Below are 21,584 nucleotides of genomic sequence, written 5' to 3'. Positions count from 1 at the left end.
CTCCAAAATTTACAGCAAAAAGCGAAGAGGAAATGACCCCCAGTCATTTCTTCTTCGCAAACGGTAAAGTTATATTCTATGAATATTCTTATCCTCTTACGGCATCCTTCATGCGCTTGACATAGGCACCGATCTGCTCCGGGGCATCCTTGCCGTACTGCTCCAGCAGCTTGATGACGGCGGAACCCACGATCGCACCATCGGCGATGCCCGCCATCTTTGCCGCCTGCTCCGGTGTGGAGATTCCAAAGCCGATGGCACAGGGCACTGCGGTGTTTTCCCGCACCACCTTCACGATGGACGCAAGGTCGGTCTTGATCTCGCTGCGGGTTCCGGTGACGCCCAGACTGGACACGATATACAAAAATCCCTCGGCTTCTTTGGCGATCATGGCAATGCGGTTTTCAGAGGTAGGGGCGATCATTGAGATCAGGTCCACGCCGTATTTGCGGCAGATGGGCAGAAATTCGTCCTTTTCCTCATAGGGCAGATCGGGCAGGATCAGCCCGTCAATGCCGATCTCCGCGCAGGTGGAGATGAACCGCTCTGCGCCGTAGGAGAACACGACATTTGCATAGGTCATGAACACCATGGGGATCGAAACATCCTTCCGCACCTCGCGGACGAAGTCAAAGACCTTATCCGTGGTGGTCCCCGCTTTCAGGGCGCGGATGTTGGCCCCCTGAATGACCGGGCCCTCGGCGGTGGGGTCCGAGAACGGGATGCCCAGCTCAATGAGGTCGGCACCGTTTGCCGCCATGGCGCGGACGGCGGCGGCAGTGGTTTCCAGATCCGGGTCGCCGCAGGTGATGAACGGAATGAACGCCTTGCCGTTGGCAAAGGCCTTTGCAATGTTACTCATGAAGATCCTCCCCTCTGTAGCGGGCAATGGCGGCGCAGTCCTTATCGCCGCGGCCGGAAATGGTGATGACAATGATCTGGTCCTTGTCCATAGTGGGTGCCAGCCGGATGGCATGGGCCACGGCGTGGGCCGATTCAATGGCCGGGATGATGCCCTCGGTGCGTGCCAGATATTCAAATGCGTTCACAGCTTCGTCGTCCGTAATTGCCACATACTCGGCGCGGCCGATATCATGCAGCCATGCGTGCTCCGGGCCGATGCCGGGATAATCCAGACCGGCAGAAATGGAGTAGACCGGCGCGATCTGACCGTATTCATCCTGACAGAAATAGGACTTCATGCCGTGGAAAATGCCCAGACGGCCCGTATTGATGGTGGCGGCAGTCTCAAAGGTATCGGTGCCGCGGCCTGCGGCCTCACAGCCGATGAGACGCACGGTTTTGTCGTTGATGAAATTGTAGAAACTGCCAATGGCGTTGGAGCCGCCGCCCACGCAGGCAATGACGGCATCCGGCAGGCGGCCTTCCTTTTCCAGCATCTGCTCCTTGATCTCCTTGGAAATAACGGCCTGAAAATCACGCACGATGGTGGGGAACGGATGCGGGCCCATCACCGAGCCAAGGCAGTAATGGGTGTCGCTGATGCGGCTGGTCCACTCGCGCATGGCTTCGGACACGGCATCCTTCAGCGTGCCGGTGCCGCTGGTGACGGGAATGACCTCTGCGCCCAAAAGACGCATCCGGTAGACGTTCAGTGCCTGACGTTTGGTGTCCTCCTCGCCCATGAACACCACGCACTCCATGCCCATCAGGGCAGCGGCAGTGGCGGTGGCAACGCCATGCTGACCGGCACCGGTCTCGGCGATGAGGCGGGTCTTGCCCATCTTTTTGGCCAGCAGCGCCTGCCCGAGAACATTGTTGATCTTGTGCGCACCGGTGTGATTCAGGTCCTCGCGCTTGAGGTAGATCTTTGCACCGCCGAGGTCCTCGGTCATCTTTTTTGCATAGTACAGGCGGCTGGGGCGGCCTGCGTACTCGTTGAGCAGTTCGGTGAGCTCCCGATTGAACTCCGGGTCATCTTTGTAATGGTTGTAGGCCTCTTCCAGTTCAATGACGGCATTCATCAGCGTTTCGGGGATATATTGTCCGCCGTGGATGCCAAAGCGTCCGTTGGGGTTTGTCATGGTCGTTCATTCCTTTCCTGATTGGTCGTTTTTGCGTACCGCGGCCACGAATGCCGCCATCTTTTCGGGGTCCTTCTTCCCTGCCGTCTCAATGCCGGAGCTCACATCCACCCCATAGGGGTGCAGACGCTCCACAGCATCGGCCGCATTCTCCGGGCCAAGCCCTCCGGCAAGAAGATAATCCCGCTTGAAATTTTCCAGCAGCGCCCAGTCAAAGGCCCTGCCCGTTCCGCCTGCGCCGGAATCCAGCAGAACAAGGTCTGCCGGGCTTTTTTCCGCCTTTGCAAGGCTTTCGGCATCCGTCACGCGGAATGCCTGCCAGAGCGGCCTTGCGGTCAGCCCCCGCAGCCGGGCAAGGTAAGCAGCATCCTCCTGCCCGTGGAGCTGGGCAATATCGATAATGCCCGCATTCAGCAGGCCCGCCACCGTTTCCGGTGCTTCGTTCACGAACACGCCCACGGCCTGGATCCCGGGGGAAAGCTGTGCTTTTAATTCTGCGGCCAATTCCCGGGAAACATACCGTCTGCTTTTGGGGGCAAACACAAAGCCGATGTACTCCGGCTGCAGGGCATTTGCCGCTGCGATCTCCTCCGGACGGGTCAGGCCGCACAATTTGATCCTTGTCATAGCAGTCCTTTCAATTCCCGCAGCTTTGCGGTCTTATCCGGCGCACGCATGAGCGTTTCACCAATGAGCACTGCGTCTGCCCCGATGGCTGCAAGCCCGGAAACATCTTCGGCAGTTTTTACGCCGCTTTCCGAGACAAAAAGCACATCCTGCGGGATACGGGCCCGCAGGCGGCGGCTGTTTTCGGTGTCCACCGTGAAGGTTTTCAGGTTGCGGTTGTTCACACCGAGGATGCGTGCCCCGGCGGCAAGTGCCCGGTCCACTTCGGCGTCATCATGGGCTTCCACCAGAGCGGAGAGTCCCAAGTCCTCGCAGATGGCAAGATACTCTTTGAGCTGTGCATCGTTCAGAATCGCGCAGATGAGCAGCACCGCCGAAGCGCCCAGAAGCTTTGCTTCGTAGATCATGTACGCATCCACGGTAAAATCCTTGCGCAGGCAGGGTGTGGAGACAGCAGAAGCGATCTCCTTCAGATAGTCGTCACTGCCAAGGAACCACTTTGGCTCGGTCAGCACCGAGATGGCATCTGCCCCGGCGGCTTCGTATTCTCTTGCGATCTGCAGGTATGGGAACTCCGGTGCGATGAGCCCCTTGGAGGGCGATGCTTTTTTACACTCACAGATAAAAGCAAGCCCCGGCTTTGCAAGGGCTTTTTCAAACCGGAAGTCCCCTTTGGGCAGGGACAGCGCCTGCCGCTTTATTTCGGCCAGCGGCAGGGTCTGCTTTGCCGCTTCCACCCGCTGCCGGGCGTGTTCGGCCATCTGGTCTAAGATGTTCATGCATTTTCCTCCGGACGGTTGCTCACTTCGATGAACTTTTCCAGCACAGCCGCTGCCTTGCCGCTGTCGATCAGCTGTGCAGCCAGTGCGATGCCCTCCGCCACCGTCTCGGCCTTGCCGCCGATGTAGAGGGATGCGCCCGCGTTCAGCAGAACGGCGTCACGCTTGGGGCCCTTCTCGCCTGCCAGAATGGCGCGAGTGATGGCGGCATTTTCTGCCGGGGCACCGCCCACAAGGTCGGCCTTTTCGCAGCGGGTCAGACCGAACTGCTCCGGCGTGATGGTGTAGCACTTGTACCAGCCATCCTTGATCTCACACACTCTGGTGGGAGCACTGAGGGAGATCTCGTCCAGTTTATCCTTGCCGTAGACCACCATACCGCGCCGGACCCCCAGACTGATGAGCACCTGTGCCAGCGGCTCTACAAGGTATTCATCGTAGACGCCCAGCAGCTGCATGGCAGGCGAACCGGGATTGGTGAGCGGTCCAAGGATGTTGAACACGGTGCGGAAGCCCAGTTCCCTGCGGATGGGGCCCACGTACTTCATGGAGGCGTGGTACTTCTGGGCAAAAAAGAAGCAGATACCCACCTCGTTCAGCAGTTCCACGCAGCGGGCGGGGCTCTGCTGAATGTTCACGCCCAGTGCTTCCAGACAGTCGGCGGTGCCGCACTGGGAGGATGCGGCCCGGTTGCCGTGCTTGGCCACCTTCATGCCCCCTGCCGCCGCCACCAGCGCCGAGGTGGTGGAGATATTAAAGCTGTGGGCGTTGTCGCCGCCGGTGCCTACGATCTCGAAAAGCTCCATGCCGGCATCCACCTTGGTGGCGTGGTCCCGCATGGCAGCAGCGCAGCCTGCGATCTCGTCGGTCGTCTCCGCCTTGGCGCTCTTGGTGGAGAGTGCCGCCAGAAAGGCTGCGTTCTGGGTGGGCGTGGTCTCGCCGCTCATGATCTCGTTCATCACGGCGTAGGCTTCGTCATAGGTCAGGTCCTGTTTGCTGACGATCTTCACGATTGCTTCCTTGATCATTTTCTTAACCCTCCATAAAATTTTTCAAGATCGACCGGCCCTGCGGGGTCAGGATGGATTCCAGATGGAACTGCACACCGTAAATGGGATATTTTGTGTGCTGCACTGCCATCACTTCGCCATCGGCGGTGCGGGCCGTTACTTTGAGTTCCGGCGGCATGGTGGCGGGGTCTGCTGCCAGCGAGTGATACTTCGTCCAGTGTGGGCCGTATCTTCATGGCTTTTTCCCTCCCGGTAAAACAAAAACTCCCCCGGCTCTTCTGCCGAAGGAGTATAAAACAAAACGCCCCCGACAGAAGAACGCTCTTCTGTCAGGGACGAATAAAGCTTGGCCTTTTATCCGCGGTACCACCCTGATTTCATGGGTATGACCCCATGCACTTGGCGGGATGCCAACACATCCCCGGCAACTGACGTACGCCCTCACGTTGCAGAATACTGTGCGGTAAAAGCACCGCAGTTCCCTGCACCCTCAGCGGTCCATTTCGGGAAAAGTGACGCAAAATCACACTTTCCTTGACGAACTGTTTCCGGTCTGCTTCTCAGCTGCGCAGGCTCTCTGTACAGGCGTGGTTCGCCGTTATCTCCGCTTCAACGGTTTAGTGTATTGAATTTGGCTATATTAAACCACGGATTTTTCGTTTGTCAATACCTGTTTGCAAATTTTTCAAAATCAGCCTATGTTTGCAGTGGGTTCAGTGCTTCCGGCGGCCGTTCGTGCTGGAAAACTTCACCGCTTTTGCCGGTCTGCGGCGGCTGTGCAGTGCACTGTAATAGCCAAAGGCTGTGCCACATAAGCCGCCCACAATGTGCATGAAGTTTGCCACATTATCATGCACAAAAATGATATCGTACACCTGCTGACCAAAGTACAGCGCTGCAACCAGCAGCATGGTGACCGGGATGCCTCCGGAAAAGCCCGCCAGCGAGGAGAGCATGATGAGCATGAACACGATGCCGGACGCGCCCAGCAGCCCCGAACGCGGGAACAGCACGCATTGCAGCACACCGGTGACCAGAGCAGTGAACACCATGCCGCACAAAAGCGGCTTGCTGCCGTACTTTTCTTCCATTGGCGGGCCAACAACGAGCAGCAGTAGCATGTTGTTCAGAAAGTGGTCCCAGCTGGCATGGCCCAGCACATGGCCGAACAGCCGGATGTAGAACAGCGGGTCTTTCAGCGAGGAGCGGTAGACGCAGAACAGGTGCATGGTTGTCCACCCGTCCGTCCACTGGTCGAGGAACAGCACCAGAAGTGACAGCAGGAAAAATGTGAGGATCACAGGGGAGTTGTATTGCAGCTCCAGTTTTAATTTGACTTTTTTCGTGAGTTGTCATTCCCTTCTTTGTATATCTGTAGGACATGCCAGCGGGTCGGAAGTTTCTCCGAGGACCGTCCGCTGGGGTGGGACCCTGTTGCCGCAGGCAATAGGGCGGGCGATGGAATGGCTTGCAACAACAGTGACCGCCGCCAGTGGCGGAAGCAGGGAGCTGTTGTTGAGGCCGCGGACAGCGAGATGCAAGCGGATGCGAAGCAGCTGCTGGGTACCGCAACCCGTATTTCGTGTCCGAGGAGGAAACTTCCGACCCGCTGGCCGACGTTTATCCCCTCGTCTCCACCCAGTATTCACCCATGCTCTGGCCGGGCTGACCGGTCACCTCATCGCTGAGGTATGCACCAAGGCCGCAGTTTTCCGGCTGCCATGCAAGGGCCGCTTCCACCGTGGGGTACTCCACCTCGGCATACCAGAACTCGGTGGGCTGGCCTTCGTCCACATGGTTCACTTCCAGCACAGAACCGTCCGGCAGGGTGTAGCTGCGGCGCAGCTTCGGAATGAGAGGTTTGCCGATGATCTTGTGTTCCAGATCCTCAAACAGCGCTTTGTCGATGCTGCGCTCGATCTCCTCGCGGGCAAGGCCGCCCCCGGATTTGAAGCAGAGGATGTAGTCCGTTCTGCCGCCGGTGAGGGCTTCTTCCCGGATACGCACGGTGGGCCGCACGCTGATATAGCCCTGCCGCATGGCAAATTCCTCCCTGAGGGGCAGCCCCTCCGGCCAGCCCTTCACCATCCATTTGCGTTCGATTTCCATAATGCATCCCTCTTTCATGCGGTTTTTTGGCATTTCTTATTTATAATAACATGATTTTGTGCTATTATAAAGAGTAGATTTTTACTCCTTCTGTCTGCAAACGCGGGACGAAGGGAGTTCGTTCATGATAAGGAGAACCATATGAAAGAACGCGCTTACCCTGTGTATACCGTCAACAAACACGCCGAGGGCCTGCTGGTGGGCGGGCATCCATGGGTGTACGAGAACGACATCCTCAATTCCCCGGAAAATGAGCCGGAAAACGGCACTCTGGCCGATGTGGTCAGCACCAAGGGTTCCTACCTTGGCACCGGCTTCGTTTCGCTCAAGAGCAAGATCCGCGTGCGGCTGATCTCCCGCAACGCCAATGACACCTTTGATGCAGCTTTCTGGCGCCGCCGGGTGGAATATGCATGGAGTTACCGCAAAACCGTGCTGGAACCCGCAGACCTTTCTGCCTGCCGCGTCATTTTTGGCGAGGCCGACCAGTTCCCCGGGCTGACGGTGGACCGGTTCAGCAACATCCTCGTCACCCAGACCCTGAGCGTGGGCATGGAAAAGCTCAAGCCCGTCCTCTTTCCCATTCTGGCAGAAGTCCTGCGTGCCGACGGCCAGACCATCGATGGCATCTACGAGCGCAACGATGAGGCTCTGCGCGCCAAGGAAGGTCTTGAGCAGAACAAAGGCTGGTTTGAGCTGCCCGGTGAGACTCATCCGTCAAGCACCCAGACCGAGATCTGCGAGAACGGCGTTTACTACCATGTGGACTTCGAGAATGGGCAGAAGACCGGCTTCTTCCTTGACCAGAAGTACAACCGCCGGGCTGTGGCACGCCTTGCCGCAGGCCACACCGTGCTGGACTGCTTTACCCACACCGGCAGCTTTGCACTGAACGCCGCTGCGGGCGGCGCTGCCCGTGTGACCGCCGCCGACATCAGCGCCGAGGCCATTGCCATGGCGCAGCGCAATGCCCAGCGCAACGGTCTGACCAATATGGACTTTTTGTGCGAGAACACCTTTGAGCTGCTGCCCCGCTTGGAAAAAGAGGGGCACCCCTACGATTTTATCATTCTGGACCCGCCGGCCTTTACCAAGGCGCGCCGCACCGTAGAAAACGCCATGCGCGGCTACAAGGAGATCAACTACCGCGCCATGAAGCTGCTGCCCCGCGGCGGCTATCTGGCAACTGCCAGCTGCTCCCACTTTGCCACCGAGGAGCTGTTCATCAAGATGCTGCGTGCAGCAGCAAAGGATGCGCACCGCCAGCTGCGGCAGATCGAAGTGAAGCAGCAGGCTCCGGATCACCCGATCCTGTGGGGCGTGCCGGAAACGAATTATCTGAAGTTCTTCCTCTTTCAGGTAATTTGACGATTTGAATGCCCTCCGTTTCACTCTGGGCATCTTCAGCGGAAATTTTATTTTTAATGTTTGAGCTTCCGGAAAATCTGCGGATTTTCCGGAAGCTCTTTTTCACGAAGCGGGGCCGTAGCGGGTAATGGCACCGTATATTAAAAACACATTTTCACCAGAAGGGACCCCATCGGGTAAATGCATCTTTTTGCTGCGCTGCCTGAACCCTCTCAGTCAAAGCCTGACGGCTTTGCCAGCTCCCCCGAGGGGGGAGCTTTATGAGCAGGGACGGAAAACAACGATTTTTTCCGATGATGAATAAACTTACCCAGCAGCTGGATAAAAGCTCGCCCTTCGGGAGAGCTGGCATTGCGCAAGCAATGACTGAGAGGGTTTCTCCCATCGGGCGGAGAGGGTTCGTCCTCTTAAAAAGTCATACCAAGTGCGGATGCTCCAAAAATGCCGGAAGCTGCTTGTGCAGAATCGTCAGATTTGTCAATTGCCTTTTTGCCCGGCAGCGGCTATAATCAAACCATAGACAGCAACGGCGCTGTGGGTCACCTCCTGACTCGCAGCGCTGTTTTTGTTAAGAAGCTTTCGTACTTCTGGGTGCGGCATTGCGGCAGACCAGAATGCAGACGAAAGGGTAAGAAAAATAAGATCAAGTAAGGAGTAGGATTTATGGCAGCGAATGTTATGGAAATCTACGGCAGCAAGGTCTTTAACGAACATGTGATGAAGGAGCGCCTGCCGAGCGCAACCTATAAGAGCCTGAAGAACACCCTGCACAAGGGTGCTCCGCTGGACATTGAGGTGGCAAACGTTGTGGCCAGCGTGATGAAGCGCTGGGCCATGGAGCTGGGTGCCACCCACTACACCCACTGGTTCCAGCCGCTGACCGGCATCACCAGTGAGAAGCACGATGGCTTTGTTTCCCCTGTGGGCGACGGCACCGCCATCATGGAGTTCTCCGGCAAGGAGCTGGTGCGCGGCGAGCCCGATGCATCTTCCTTCCCCTCCGGCGGTCTGCGCGCCACCTGCGAGGCTCGCGGCTACACTGCATGGGACCCCACCAGCTACGCATTTGTGAAGGATGATGTGCTGTGCATCCCCACCGCATTCGTCAGCTACACCGGCGAGGCTCTGGATAAGAAGACCCCGCTGCTGCGTTCCATGAACGCACTGTCCAATCAGGCAATTCGCATCCTGAAGCTGTTCGGCAAGGATGTGGATTACGTTTCTACCACCGTCGGCCCCGAGCAGGAGTACTTCCTTATTAAGAAGGAGGATTACGAAGCCCGTCAGGATCTGATCCTCACCGGCCGCACCCTGTTCGGTGCTCCCTCTGCCAAGGGTCAGGAGCTGGAAGAGCACTACTTCGGTGTCATTCGTCCCGAGGTCTCCGAGTTTATGAAGGAGCTGGACGAAGAGCTGTGGAAGCTGGGCATTCCCGCCAAGACCAAGCACAACGAAGTTGCTCCCTGCCAGCATGAGCTGGCTCCCATCTTCGACACCACCAACGTTGCCATCGACCACAACCTGCTGACGATGGAGATGATGAAGAAGATTGCTCCCAAGTACGGTCTGGTCTGCCTGCAGCATGAGAAGCCTTTCGAGGGCGTCAACGGCAGCGGCAAGCATAACAACTGGTCCATGTCCACCACCCACGAGAATCTGCTCGACCCGGGCGACACCCCCATGGAGAACCTGCAGTTCCTTGTGTTCTTGGCTGCTGTCATCAAGGCTGTTGACGAGTACGCCGATCTGCTGCGCACTTCCGTTGCCACTCCCGGCAACGATCACCGTCTGGGTGCTAACGAGGCACCTCCGGCTATCATTTCCATCTTCGTGGGCGAAGAGCTGGAAGCCGTCATCGATGCTATCGCATCCGATTCTCCCTATGCCGGCCCCGTCAAGATGAAGATGGATCTGGGTGTTGATGTCCTGCCCAAGTTCAGCAAGGATACCACCGACCGCAACCGTACTTCTCCCTTTGCCTTCACCGGCAACAAGTTCGAGTTCCGTATGCCCGGTTCCGCTGAGAACCTGAGCGATGCCAACACCATCCTGAACACCGCCGTTGCAAAGGAACTGAAGGGCTACGCCGACGAGCTGGAGGGTGCTGAGGACTTTACCAGCGCTGTGATCGCTCTGGTCAAGCGCACCATCCGCGACCACCGCCGCGTCATCTTCAACGGCAACGGCTACACTGCCGAGTGGGAAGAGGAAGCTGCAAAGCGCGGTCTGCCCAACAAGAAGAACACCCCTGCTGCCCTGCCTGCCCTGATCGAGCCCAAGAACATCGCCCTGATGGAAGAGTTCGGCGTGCTGACCAAGGTGGAGATGGAGAGCCGCTACGAGGTGGAAATGGAGCACTACTCCAAGATCATCAACATCGAGGCTCTGACCATGCTGGAAATGGCCCGCAAGCAGCTGCTGCCTGCCGTCAACTCCTACATGAGCGAGCTTGCCAATACCGCCGCATCCAAGCTGGCCGTCAGCGAGAACATCAGCGTGCGCAGTGAGACCAAGACTCTGACCAAGCTCTCTGCCGATGCCGATGCTATGAGCGACGCCGTCGATACCCTGCAGGATGCAGTGGATGCTTCCAAGGCATTGCCCACCGAGGCAGAAAAGGCCGTTGCTTTCCACGACAACGTGCTGCCTGCAATGGATGCTCTGCGTGCCGCTGCGGACGACGCCGAGACCATCTGCGGTGAGGATTATTGGCCTCTGCCCAGCTACAGCAAGATGCTCTACTACGTCTGATCTTTCATCAGCGTAACAGCAGAATAGCATCCGTAGGCTGCGGAATTTAAAATTGCCATTCTCCTTTTCCTATTTCTTACACCAGCCTAAAGACCTGCTCCCATTCTGAGGGCAGGCCTTTAGGCGTTTTATTTGAAAGGGAAACCATTATGAGCTATTCGACCCAACAGGACATCCTTGATTTTGTGGAGGACAACAACGTCAAATTTGTGCGCTTTGCCTTCTGCGATATCTTTGGCACTCAGAAGAACATTGCCGTGCTGGCAAACGATCTGCCCAAAGCTCTGGAAGACGGTGTCTGCTTCGACGGCAGTTCCATTGCCGGCTTCATGAAGGTGGAGGAAAGCGACCTTGTGCTGCGGCCGGATCTGTCCACCGTGACCATTCTTCCCTGGCGCCCTACCGAGGGCCGGGTGATGCAGTTCTTCTGTGATGTGGAAAAGCCGGACGGCCAGCCCTTTGGCGGCAACTGCCGCGGCTTTCTGCGCAGCGTGAACCGCAAATTCAAAAAGCTGGGCATCACCTGCAACGTGGGCGCAGAGTGTGAGTTTTACCTGTTCGAGAACGATGACCGGGGCCGCCCCACCCGTATCCCCATCGACTTTGGCGGCTACTTTGACGTGGCCCCGCTGGACGCAGGCGAGAACCTCCGCCGGGACATCTGCCTGACCATGGAGCAGATGGGCATGAGCCCTCAGCACAGCCATCACGAAAGCGGCAACGGCCAGAACGAGATCGACTGCCACCACGCAGGCCCCCTCAAGACCGCCGACAACGTGATGATGTTCAAGCAGATCGTGCGCGCCATTGCCACCCGCAGCGGCATCCACGCAAGCTTCCTGCCCAAGCCCCTGCCGGATCAGGCGGGCAGCGGCCTGCACATCAACCTGTCCCTTTACATGGATGGCCGCAACCTGTTTGAGGGCGACATTGCCCCGGACAGCATTGCAGGAAGCTTTATGGCCGGTGTGCTGGCCCACAGCCGGGAGCTGACCGTGTTCACCAACCCTCTGCCCAACAGCTATCAGCGCTTTGGCTGCGATGAAGCGCCCCGCTATGTGAGCTGGAGCCGCCAGAACCGCAGCCAGCTGGTGCGCATCCCGCAGGTAAAGGGCGACAACTGCCGCATGGAGCTGCGCAGCCCGGACCCTGCCTGCAACCCCTATCTGGCCATTGGTCTGGTGCTGGCTGCCGGATTGGACGGCATTGAGAACCGCATGGTGCTTCCTGCCCCCGTGAACAAGAATCTGTTCGACCCCTCCATGGCTGAGGGGCTCGGTCTTGAGACTCTGCCCGCCAGTCTGGAAGAGGCCGTGCAGGCCGCTGAGGAGAGCGAATTTTTGCGCCGAGTGCTGCCCGAGCAGCTTGCCACCCGGTACTTCACCGAGGAGCTCAAGCGCTGTGAAGCACTGAAACATGCATCCGACCCTGCTGAATACGAGCGCACCCATTACTTCAACGCCATCTGACCCCTGCAAAAAAGAGTGTGTAGGAGAAAGGAGCGAGGGAAATGGGACGTGCACTGATCGTAAGTGCCGGTGCAAGCTCCAACGAGTATATCGCTGCACGGCTGACCGAAATGGGCTACAGCCGCCCGGTGATCATTCCCAGCGGAGCCGAAGCCCGGCGTCGCATGACGGAATCGGATTTTGAGCTGATCGTGGTCAACTCTCCCCTGCCCGATGAATTCGGGCATGAGGTGTGCATCAATGCTGTGGAAAAAACAGATGCCGGCGTTGTGTTTCTGGTCAAAGCCGCACAGGCTGAGCAGCTGCTGGGCCCTTTGAGCGAGCAGGGGGTATTGCTGCTGTCAAAGCCCTTCAGCACTGCCTTTTTTGTGCAGGCCATGCACATGGCAGCGGCCGGCAATCACCGGCTGCTGCGTGCCCGGCAGGAGAACGCCCGCTTACAGGAAAAGATCGCACAGGTGCGGCTGGTCAGCCGTGCAAAGTGCTGCCTTGTGGAGCACGAGCACATGACCGAAGCCGAAGCACACCGCTACATAGAAAAACAGGCCATGGATACCCGTCGTGACCGCACAGAAATTGCACAGGAAGTCCTTGAAAATTATGAGGACATGGGTGTATAATATTGGATTGGGAAAAGTATCCTTGCTTTCACCGGCTCATTTTGGGAGAGGCAGAGAGCAAGACCGTTTGCCTGAAAGAATTTACAAAGGTTTATAAGGGAAAAATTCAGAAAAGCAAAAATAGAGGAGGAAATTCTATGGCAGAGAAACAAACCAAATTCATCTTTGTCACCGGCGGTGTCGTTTCCGGTCTGGGCAAGGGCATCACGGCCGCATCGCTGGGCCGTTTGCTCAAGTGCCGCGGTCTGAAGGTAGCCAGCCAGAAGCTGGACCCCTATGTGAACGTAGACCCGGGTACCATGAGCCCGCTGCAGCACGGCGAAGTGTTCGTGACGGATGACGGCACCGAGACCGATCTGGATCTGGGCCACTACGAGCGCTTCATCGACGAGAACCTGAACAAATACTCCAACCTGACCACCGGCAAGGTGTACTGGAACGTGCTGAACAAGGAACGTCAGGGTGCATACCTGGGCCAGACCGTGCAGATCATCCCCCACATCACCAACGAGATCAAGAGCTACATCTACAATCTGGCTTCCTCCACTGAGGCTGACGTGGTCATTACCGAGATTGGCGGCACGACCGGTGATATCGAAAGCCAGCCCTTCCTCGAGGCCATCCGTCAGGTGGGTCTGGAGCAGGGCCGTGACAACTGCTGCTACATCCATGTGGTGCTGGTGCCCTACATTTCCGGCTCGGACGAATACAAATCCAAGCCCGCACAGCACTCTGTGAAAGAGCTGCAGGGCATGGGTGTGAATCCCGACATTATCATCCTGCGTGCGGACGGCAGCGTGGGCGGCGACATCCGCCGCAAGATCAGCACCTTCTGCAATGTGAAGCCGGAGTGTGTGATCGAGAACCTGACCATGCCCAGCCTGTACCAGTGCCCGCTGATGCTGCACACCGGTGGTCTGGACGAGGTCGTGGTGAAGAAACTCAAGCTGGACGTTCCTCCTGCCGACCTGACCGAGTGGAAGCAGGTCGTGTCCCGCATTGCCACCCGCAGCAAGACCTGCAGCATTGCACTGGTGGGCAAGTACGTCAAGCTGCATGATGCTTACCTTTCTGTGATGGAAAGCCTGTATCATGCCGGTTTTGAGAACGACAGTCAGGTAGAGATCCGCTGGGTGGAGAGTGAGGACCTGACCGATCAGGCCGCCTGCCGGGAGGCCTTTGCAGATGTGGACGGCATCATCGTGCCGGGCGGTTTCGGCGACCGCGGCATTGAGGGCATGATCCAGGCTGCACAGTATGCCCGCGAGAACCATGTTCCCTACTTCGGCATCTGCCTTGGCATGCAGATCATGGTAATGGAGTTTGCCCGGGGCGTTCTGGGCTACAAGGACGCCAATTCCAGCGAATTCACCCCGGACGGCAAGCACAACGTGATCGCGCTGATGGCCGACCAGCAGGGCAACATTCCCAAAGGCGGCACCATGCGTCTGGGTAAATATCCCTGCAAGGTTGCACCCGGCACCAAGATGGCCGAATGCTACGGCGAGGCCGAGATCTGGGAGCGCCACCGCCACCGCTACGAGTTCAACAACGAATTCCGTCAGGAAATGCAGGATGCCGGTCTTGTCATTTCCGGCACCAGCCCGGACGGTCGTCTGGTGGAGACTGTGGAGCTGCCCGGCCGTGACTTCCATTTGGGCGCACAGTTCCATCCGGAGTTCAAGAGCCGTCCCAACCGCGCTCACCCGCTGTTCAAGGCCTTTATCGCTGCTGCGCTCAAGTTTCGCGCCAGCGAGCAGCGCAGCCTGCTGCACATGTAAAGTCTCCAATAAATGAGGGTCGCTGCAGCAGAACAGCTTCTCAAGAATACATCGCACAAAACCCGGAACCCTTTCAAAGTCAAACGACTCAGAGGGCCCCGGGTTTCTTTTGGTTTTATATAGTATCATACATAGCACTGGTAACGATGGACAAGCGTGGACTGTCTGCGCCGCAGCCAAGACTTCCATGAAGTTTATTGGGGGAGGTATGATATGGCTTAGGAACGTTCTTTCCGCTTCAGATCAGCCAAATAGCCGTGGAAGATTTCGAAGAACTTCGGGCTGAGCAGGAGAATGACGATGAAGCCAACGGCCACATATCAGCGATATAGTATCACCCCACTGTCAGGCAACAGTGCCTTATTTTCGATAATGTCACGGTCATTTCTTAATGTCAATAATGTCAAAAAGACCCCTGAAAGTTTCGATTTCTCGTCACTTTCAGGGGTCTTTCAAATTATTCTCAAATGTTAAACTGCGAAGGCTCGTTGAATTATAATTCTGTGTGCTTTTTCGCGGCTTAATGTCAAACTAATGTCACGGTGCGATTTATCTTTCAATTTTGCTCATAGCAACGTTGAAAGTTCGCGTAATTCCATTATTCGAGCTCGGTAAGTCCGGATTTTTACTAAACAAATTTGTTTAGTAAGTCTATTCTTGGATGTTCACTTTTTCATGAGATTGCCGTGGTAGATGTGGTTTGTTGATTTTTTAGTATCAGGATAGTATCACACAACCAGCGGGATCTCTGTGAGTATTATAACGTATTTACGTTCAAGATGCAACTGCCTTTTAGGAGTCCCATTTATCTTGAATCGTCATTTCAAACGCACGCACTTCTTCTAAGCATCGATATAAGTGATTCTTGATTTCCGACTTCGTACTATTCTCTGCCTGAGTAAATACAGATGATTTGAAGAATAATCTGTATCCCTGTGTCAACTTTCCTCCATCGGTTAGATTAGCCAACTTCTGGAATGCCGTTCGCATTTCGTCGGTAATGCCCTTACAGTAAAAATAAAGTTGTACATACAACTCATTTTTATCGCTCGTAATTTCATAGAAATAGTAATTGTTTGTCTTCCATGGACTTAGTATGTCTTCATTTGTCGGTATCACGCTATTCAAGAATGGGGTTGTAAAACGGACATATCTGCCTTCGCAATTCTTTATATCAAATACAATTTCACCTCTCTTGTCCCGTTCTTCGCACCACTCCTGTGCAATATTTTTCCAATTTATTCCAGTCAATGCTGTGCTATTTGGCCGAGCACTGTAAACAAAGTCTTCTTCCAAATCAAGGTCATACTTCTTCAAAAGTGCCTTGATAAAACAGATGCAGTCATACGCAGAATATCCCGTGCTGATGTAAATATCGCTGTCATTTTTCAGCTTTACTGCATTTCGGATGGCGTCCTTATCGTAAGCAAATACCGGATTTTGCCACGCTGGAAACACTTCCAAATTTCGCGCCATACGATCAATAATGCTACTGTTTAAGTCGTACAGCTTACCAGCCACCGAACGAACCATAAAGGCAAAACTATCAGCACTGACCCTTTCACCTAGAAGCTCATAGTAGTTGACGAACTTATAGGTCGCATTATGTGGGTCAGACACCGTGTACAGCCGATAGCGCGGATCAGAAAAATCAACCTTTGTTGTTGGCAACTCAATGGGAAAGAGTTTCAAAACTTCTTCAGATAGACGCTCTGCACGAGATTCCATTGTCTGCGCATTCCACTCTGTTTTGTTCTTTACATCACTATAAAGGACGGTAACATGAGTATTTTCCTCTGCAAGCTTATCAAGTTTCTCTGCAAACGGCAGATCACCTAGTTCACTGTTATAACCTGTCAGCGTTAAATTACCCAATGTATGCAGATATCGTTCTCGCACTAACTCCCAATCCGTACCGAGCATTCTCTGCCATGCAGTCGATAGATTCTTGTTCTGCGGCATGATATGCTCGATGGTCAAAGCATCTGTCTTGATTTGCTCTTTACCCTGATTTTCGATTGCCACAAGCAAATACTTACACAGCGCGTTCTTCCGATAAAGATTACGTTCTTTCAGTGCTGCCACGAACTCTGCATCGCTGGGCATCACATCCTTAGATGTCAGCTGAAGTAGGAAAGACACGATGGAATCATAGTAGTTGTTCTTATTTTCCGGGCGATTGAACACCCGTCCGTAAAGGGTCTTATACAAGCCACGCAGCGAGTTTGAACCTACTTCGCAAATCAAGCGGCGGATACTGTAATTCAGGAGCAACCGAAGAACTTTGCAGAGTGTTTCATCATCGATTACGCCAGCATCGAAGTCATCAAACACACTGAACAGGAACAGATACACCGTAGTCTGTTTCAGGGTCTGCAAACTTCTCAGCAAATGGTTTACTGTACTGCTGAACCGTTTTTCATCGCCATAATAGAAAGCATGATATTGCTGGACATAGTGGTAAATCTCTTCCAGCATAGATTCATTGGTATACTGCCCACGTGCATAGAGAGCCTTAAACTCATCATAGGCCGTACTCTCCTTAGCAAATCCATCCATTTTGAAATTCAGATAGTCAAGGAAGAATCCCTCCAACTGATCTTTGGACAGCATCTGCTCTGCTTTCAGCCAGTAATCCTCATATAAACGATCTTGGTCTGTATCTGTCATTAAAACAAAGTTTCGGATTTTATCTGACAAACTTAGCGGAACGCCTGTAGAATTGATTCGTTCAAAAATTTCCTGTGCATTATCGTCATCATCATCCAGCTTAATCTCTGCGCAGGTCAAATGTTCAAGACCATCGTAGATATTGCCAACCCCCATGTCCGGGTTATCATTTAAAAATTCCTGAATCAAATCGCAAAACAGCTCATAGTTCCGATAAATGCCACTCGTCCTATCCATCTGTTCAGCATGATCTTCCATCAACAGCATGAGTTGATTATTATCGCTTTTTATTGGCTTTAGCTTTAGTTTGCTAGAATCATCAATATTGTATCTTTTGAATTTGTCAACATTGAATAGAACTTCCGCCAACGATTTCTTTTCCTCATCTGTAACAGCTTTATCTATCAGTGCTTTTATCAGAATATAAATTGTTGTCAGTCGCTGCTGACCATCAATAACAACATAGTAGTTGATTTTCTTTTCGCTCTTCAAAGGCGCATATACAACCGATCCGCAAAAATGTCTACGATCTCTTTTATGCGCAGTTACTACATCGACAAACAGTTTCCTACACTGTTCAGCTGACCATTCATAGTTGCGTTGGTAAACAGGAATTGCATATTGGCACTTATTCGGTTCGATAAAGTCATTTATAATTCGACCTTCTTCAATTTTCACGCCGCAGTCCATCTCCCATCATTTTTTCTGATTATACCAAATATGCTTTTTTCTTTCAATCTTTCCTGTTCAAAAGCTCCAACCATTAAGTTTTTCTTAATGATTCCCATCACCAAACTCGAACCATCTGGAAATCCCGGATAGTTGACAGACCGCCCAAGTTATTAAGCAACGCTTAACAACTGCCCTGAACTCTTCGGAATTTCCGAAAAGTTGCCCCTATATGTACAGACCCCCGCTAGCAGATGCTGGCGGGGGTCTGCTATGCTTACAGTTCTACGCTGTTCTGCCTGTTCTTCTTCTGGCTCCTATCTGTGGTCTGCTCCTGCTCCCTCATAAGCCCAATGACCTGCTGCATCTTTTCGGCACCGAAATAGTTCCATACTCGCCTGAAATCACGTTTCATCGCATAGAGCTGAGAGTTTTCAGCCTCCACCTCTTTCAGCCGCTGGCTTAGATGATGGGTAGCTTTCTTCTCGTCCTGATAGAAGTGCAGATACTTATCCCGCTCATCCTTGACCTCCCAGTACTTCCGATGGAGGGCAAAGAGTACCTTCACCAGCTTCTGGATCAGCGGTATGGCCTTTTTCTCCCGGTAGCTCTTGGCTGTTTCAAACGTGGCTGCTTCCGGCACCCATTCCTCCGGCCGCTGGGAGTACTGCGCTGACAGGTTTTCCAACCCTTCCATGATGGGAGCCAGCTTGTTCAGCTTCTGGCTCTGCTTCTGGTAGGTCAGCTCTGCTTTCTGTACCCGCTGTTCAGCGGCTTCTACGGCTGTCTGCGCTGTTTCCAGCTGTTCCTGCATCTCGGTCAGATCGGTCTGGCACTCCTGCTTGGCAGTTTCCAGAGCCGCTACCTCTTTACTACGCTCCTGCTTTTTGAAGTCCAGTACAGACAGGTGCTCTTCGTGGGTGCCTTTCTGTTCCCACTCGATGCCGTGCCGCTCCATCACGGCAGCAAGCTGCTCTTTCTCGGCGTTGATCCACTGGTTCAGCTCGGATTCTCGCTTGGAGCCGCCTGCAAAGCCCAAGGCCTTCAGAGCTTGCTTCAGGGAGACCTTGGTGTCCAGTCCTTCGCCCTTCCAGCCGGACACATACGGCACGAAGTCGATGTGCAGATGGGGCGTAGCTTCATCCATGTGGAGGAATGCTCCGAACACCCGCAGTGTCGGGTTCCGCTCTTGGAAGCCCTGCATATACTCGTCCAGCAGTTTCTTTGCCAGTGCGCCGTTCTCGGTCAGGACGCCCATATCATCTTTGTTGCCGATCTGGACGATCAACTCATGGAAGAGCTTTTCCTGCTTGCCTGTCCGCAGGTGCTCATAGTAGTCGTTGATACAGCGGTCCTTGCGCTTCTGCTTGGCGTTGTAGCGGTTCACTGCCTCGTCAAACAGTTCGTGGTACACCTTCTGAATCGGTTCATCCCGGTACACAACATTCAGGCTGCTGCGCTCCGGGTTTACGTTTTCAGCGGTGAAACTTCTCCGGTTATGGTTGAGGGAGCCGGGACCCCGCATTGCGGAAATGGTTCTTTTCAATCGCACGTCCTTTCTCTGTGGAAGTAACTGGTGCCGGACACGGCAAAGGCTTTGTTACTTTCGTCGAAAGTAACGCAAAAGCACTTTTGACAGACGTTCCGTCCATCAAAAGATGCCTTTGCGCCCTGCCGGGGGCTTCCGTCTGCGGACGGGGTTTCGCTGTACCTCGCCGTTGCCCGGTCCAACACCACCTTCCTGCGTGATTGCATTCACAGGAGCGTGACACGCTCCTGTACTTTGCCAATAGAGGGACTCACCAGCGGAAGCTTTCTGGCACGCCTCGTCTGTCCAGATACTCCTGCCGAGCCTGCTCCCGCTGTTCCTCGGTAGGTGCTGTCTTGTACTGGGCATACAGCTCATGCCGCAGCATCGCATCCAATTTTTGCTCCAGACCCTGCTCAATGACCTCTTCGTACTCATTTTCGCCGCTCAAATGATAATGCAGCAAGGCGACGAAAAGTTCCTGCGAAATCTGCACATTTTTCATCATTATCACCATCCCGTGTCGGTTGTGTCGATTGTGACGGTATTTTACATAGTAGCAAAAATACCGTCACAACCGTCACGAATCGTCACGCCCCCAGAATTTTCCAGCGTTAATTTGACTACCCTGCCCTCATGAGTGCGCCTGCTTTCGTACCGAATTCCATAATCGTTGTAGAGCCTGTCGGCACTCACGTTCAGCTTCCGGGTCAGGATGTTTGCCTGTATGCTCACACCCGACAGCCGTTCCAGCAGTTCCGTGGGCGTACCACTCCACTCCGGCTGTTCCGGGGTGAGCACCTTTGCCACCGCTTCCAGAAGCGGGTCGGGCGGCAGTTTCCAGAGTTCCGTTTCGGCTCCTTGGAACTCCCACACACAGCGTTCCCGGTTGAACTCCAATGTCAGCTCCTGATCCGGCTGGTCACGCCCCACGATGTCCAGCAGGGCGGTGTTGTCCGTGCGCCGCTTCTTCTGCATGATGAACGCGCCATCCGCTGCACCCAGCAGGCCATTGGTACCGGAGATCATATCAAAGCTGTCCTCGGCTTCCATCTTCCGGGTGTGATGAACCACCAGCAGGCAGATGCCGTACCTGTCGCTGAAAGTTTTCAGTTTGGTCACGATCTCGTAGTCGCTGGCGTAGCTGTATCGGTCACCGCCGATCTCCCGCACCTTCTGCAGGGTGTCGATGATGATGAGCCGTACATCCGGGTGCTCCCGGATGAAGCCTTCCAACTGCTGGTCAAGTCCCTCGCTCACGGACTTGGCCTGCGTTGCGAAGTAGAGATTGCTGGTCTCCTCTACCCCGAACATCCGGGAGAGCCGCCGCTGCAGCCGGGCGTAATCGTCCTCCAATGCCAGGTAGAGGACGGTGCCCTGATGCACCTCGTACTCCCACAGCGGAAGCCCCATCTCCACATGGTAGGCAAGCTGCCCCATGAAGAAGGACTTACCCACCTTGGGCGCACCTACAAAGAGGTAGGTGCCGCTGTACAGCAGGTCGTTCACGATGGGCTTCCGGGGTGGATGGCACTGAGTTGTCCATGCAGCGTCTTGAGGTAGGTCGGCGAGTAGGCCTTGCCGTTTTTGTCCCGGTAGTTCAGCATCTCGTTCTGCCATGCGATTACATCCCGCGGCTTGATCTCGCTGAGCCGCTTTTCTTTGAAATACGGTAAGATTTTCGTTCGGATGATATGCTCCTTGGTAAACCATGTGTTTTCCCGGAGTCGCTTTTTCTTGTCCGTGACATAAATTTCCACGAAGGCTTCAAAGGTCATGGTCAGGTCTGCTGCCTGCTGAAGAAGGAACTCCCGCTCCCACGTCAGAGCGTCCTTCTTGGTGGCAAACCCCCGTTTCAGCTTCTTCTGCTTCACACCTTGCCAGTTCTCAAAGTAGAAGGAAGCGTACCATGTGCCCTGTTTGCTGTCCTTGTAGGCTGGCATCCTATCACTCCTCTCCTGCCCCGTAGATTTTCTCCTGATAGTACCTCCTGCTCACCCGGCCTCCCACGGTCGTGTAGCCCTTGGCTCTCAGTTCTTCGTTCCACTGGGCGATCATCTTGTACGCCAGACCCTGCGAGATGTCCAGCTCCTTTGCCAGCTCGTCTGCCTTGATAAAAATGCTATTTGCCATTTTTTGTCCTTTCTTTGTCGGTTTC

18 protein-coding genes and 1 pseudogene are annotated in these 21,584 nt (G+C 54.6%); 5 read left to right on the top strand and 14 right to left on the bottom strand.

What is annotated here, in order from left to right:
- Window positions 1-88: 88 nt before the first annotated feature.
- The 8 genes and pseudogenes from trpA to MTP37_RS05870 form a co-directional block, all read right to left on the bottom strand.
- Window positions 89-862, bottom strand: a complete 774-nt coding sequence (trpA, locus tag MTP37_RS05905) for a tryptophan synthase subunit alpha (protein ID WP_249238546.1) — start codon at window positions 860-862, stop codon at window positions 89-91.
- On the bottom strand, window positions 855-2,045 hold the full coding sequence (gene trpB / locus MTP37_RS05900; protein WP_249238545.1) for a tryptophan synthase subunit beta: 1,191 nt from the start codon (window positions 2,043-2,045) through the stop codon (window positions 855-857). The genes trpA and trpB overlap by 8 nt, the downstream gene beginning before the upstream one ends.
- Window positions 2,046-2,051: 6 nt before the next feature.
- Entirely contained in the window at window positions 2,052-2,672 is a 621-nt protein-coding gene (locus MTP37_RS05895; protein ID WP_249238544.1) for a phosphoribosylanthranilate isomerase, read from the bottom strand.
- Window positions 2,669-3,451 carry an indole-3-glycerol phosphate synthase TrpC gene (gene trpC / locus MTP37_RS05890; RefSeq protein ID WP_249238543.1) on the bottom strand — a complete coding sequence of 261 codons (783 nt, stop codon included), beginning with the start codon at window positions 3,449-3,451 and terminating at the stop codon, window positions 2,669-2,671. Before trpC ends, MTP37_RS05895 begins: the two co-directional genes overlap by 4 nt.
- Window positions 3,448-4,479 (bottom strand): anthranilate phosphoribosyltransferase, encoded by a 1,032-nt coding sequence (gene trpD / locus MTP37_RS05885; protein ID WP_249238542.1) that lies wholly within the window; start codon window positions 4,477-4,479, stop codon window positions 3,448-3,450. Before trpD ends, trpC begins: the two co-directional genes overlap by 4 nt.
- A 4-nt stretch (window positions 4,480-4,483) precedes the next feature.
- Window positions 4,484-4,663: pseudogene (locus MTP37_RS05880) on the bottom strand (glutamine amidotransferase-related protein); the annotation flags it as partial.
- Between the two features lie 511 nt (window positions 4,664-5,174).
- The gene (locus MTP37_RS05875; RefSeq protein ID WP_249238541.1) at window positions 5,175-5,762 is read right to left on the bottom strand and encodes a rhomboid family intramembrane serine protease; all 588 of its coding nucleotides are present in this window, start codon (window positions 5,760-5,762) and stop codon (window positions 5,175-5,177) included.
- Window positions 5,763-6,081: 319 nt separating this feature from the next.
- Window positions 6,082-6,570, bottom strand: a complete 489-nt coding sequence (locus MTP37_RS05870; protein WP_249238540.1) for a CYTH domain-containing protein — start codon at window positions 6,568-6,570, stop codon at window positions 6,082-6,084.
- A gap of 141 nt (window positions 6,571-6,711) precedes the next feature.
- Between MTP37_RS05870 and MTP37_RS05865 the strand changes: the two genes are divergently transcribed.
- The 5 genes from MTP37_RS05865 (at window position 6,712) to MTP37_RS05845 (ending at window position 14,559) form a co-directional block, all read left to right on the top strand.
- Window positions 6,712-7,938 (top strand): class I SAM-dependent rRNA methyltransferase, encoded by a 1,227-nt coding sequence (locus tag MTP37_RS05865; RefSeq protein WP_249238539.1) that lies wholly within the window; start codon window positions 6,712-6,714, stop codon window positions 7,936-7,938.
- Between the two features lie 663 nt (window positions 7,939-8,601).
- Window positions 8,602-10,689, top strand: coding sequence for a glutamine synthetase III family protein (locus MTP37_RS05860; RefSeq protein WP_249238538.1), 2,088 nt, complete (start codon window positions 8,602-8,604; stop codon window positions 10,687-10,689).
- A 149-nt stretch (window positions 10,690-10,838) separates the two neighbouring features.
- Entirely contained in the window at window positions 10,839-12,158 is a 1,320-nt protein-coding gene (locus MTP37_RS05855) for a glutamine synthetase family protein (protein ID WP_249238537.1), read from the top strand.
- A gap of 41 nt (window positions 12,159-12,199) precedes the next feature.
- Window positions 12,200-12,778 (top strand): ANTAR domain-containing response regulator, encoded by a 579-nt coding sequence (locus MTP37_RS05850; protein ID WP_005937320.1) that lies wholly within the window; start codon window positions 12,200-12,202, stop codon window positions 12,776-12,778.
- A gap of 137 nt (window positions 12,779-12,915) precedes the next feature.
- The gene (locus MTP37_RS05845) at window positions 12,916-14,559 is read left to right on the top strand and encodes a CTP synthase (protein ID WP_249238536.1); all 1,644 of its coding nucleotides are present in this window, start codon (window positions 12,916-12,918) and stop codon (window positions 14,557-14,559) included.
- Between the two features lie 792 nt (window positions 14,560-15,351).
- Here MTP37_RS05845 and MTP37_RS05840 read toward each other — a convergent pair.
- The 6 genes from MTP37_RS05840 to MTP37_RS05815 all read right to left on the bottom strand — a co-directional run bounded on the left by MTP37_RS05840 (window position 15,352) and on the right by MTP37_RS05815 (window position 21,559).
- Window positions 15,352-17,907 (bottom strand): DUF262 domain-containing protein, encoded by a 2,556-nt coding sequence (locus MTP37_RS05840; RefSeq protein WP_249238535.1) that lies wholly within the window; start codon window positions 17,905-17,907, stop codon window positions 15,352-15,354.
- Window positions 17,908-18,175: 268 nt separating this feature from the next.
- Window positions 18,176-19,444: a plasmid recombination protein gene (locus MTP37_RS05835; RefSeq protein ID WP_249238534.1), complete on the bottom strand. Its 1,269-nt coding sequence runs from the start codon at window positions 19,442-19,444 to the stop codon at window positions 18,176-18,178.
- Window positions 19,445-19,697: 253 nt separating this feature from the next.
- Window positions 19,698-19,931 carry a complexin-2 gene (locus tag MTP37_RS05830; RefSeq protein ID WP_097778380.1) on the bottom strand — a complete coding sequence of 78 codons (234 nt, stop codon included), beginning with the start codon at window positions 19,929-19,931 and terminating at the stop codon, window positions 19,698-19,700.
- A gap of 44 nt (window positions 19,932-19,975) precedes the next feature.
- Complete coding sequence (locus tag MTP37_RS05825) at window positions 19,976-20,935, bottom strand: AAA family ATPase (RefSeq protein WP_396343912.1); 960 nt, start codon at window positions 20,933-20,935, stop codon at window positions 19,976-19,978.
- Complete coding sequence (locus MTP37_RS05820; protein WP_249238533.1) at window positions 20,932-21,369, bottom strand: tyrosine-type recombinase/integrase; 438 nt, start codon at window positions 21,367-21,369, stop codon at window positions 20,932-20,934. Before MTP37_RS05820 ends, MTP37_RS05825 begins: the two co-directional genes overlap by 4 nt.
- Window positions 21,370-21,373: 4 nt before the next feature.
- Window positions 21,374-21,559 (bottom strand): hypothetical protein, encoded by a 186-nt coding sequence (locus MTP37_RS05815; protein WP_015538532.1) that lies wholly within the window; start codon window positions 21,557-21,559, stop codon window positions 21,374-21,376.
- Between the last annotated feature and the right edge of the window lie 25 nt (window positions 21,560-21,584).

Source organism: Faecalibacterium sp. HTF-F (assembly GCF_023347535.1).
Classification (GTDB): Bacteria; Bacillota; Clostridia; order Oscillospirales; family Ruminococcaceae; genus Faecalibacterium; species Faecalibacterium wellingii.
This window is presented reverse-complemented; position numbering and strand designations above follow the sequence as displayed.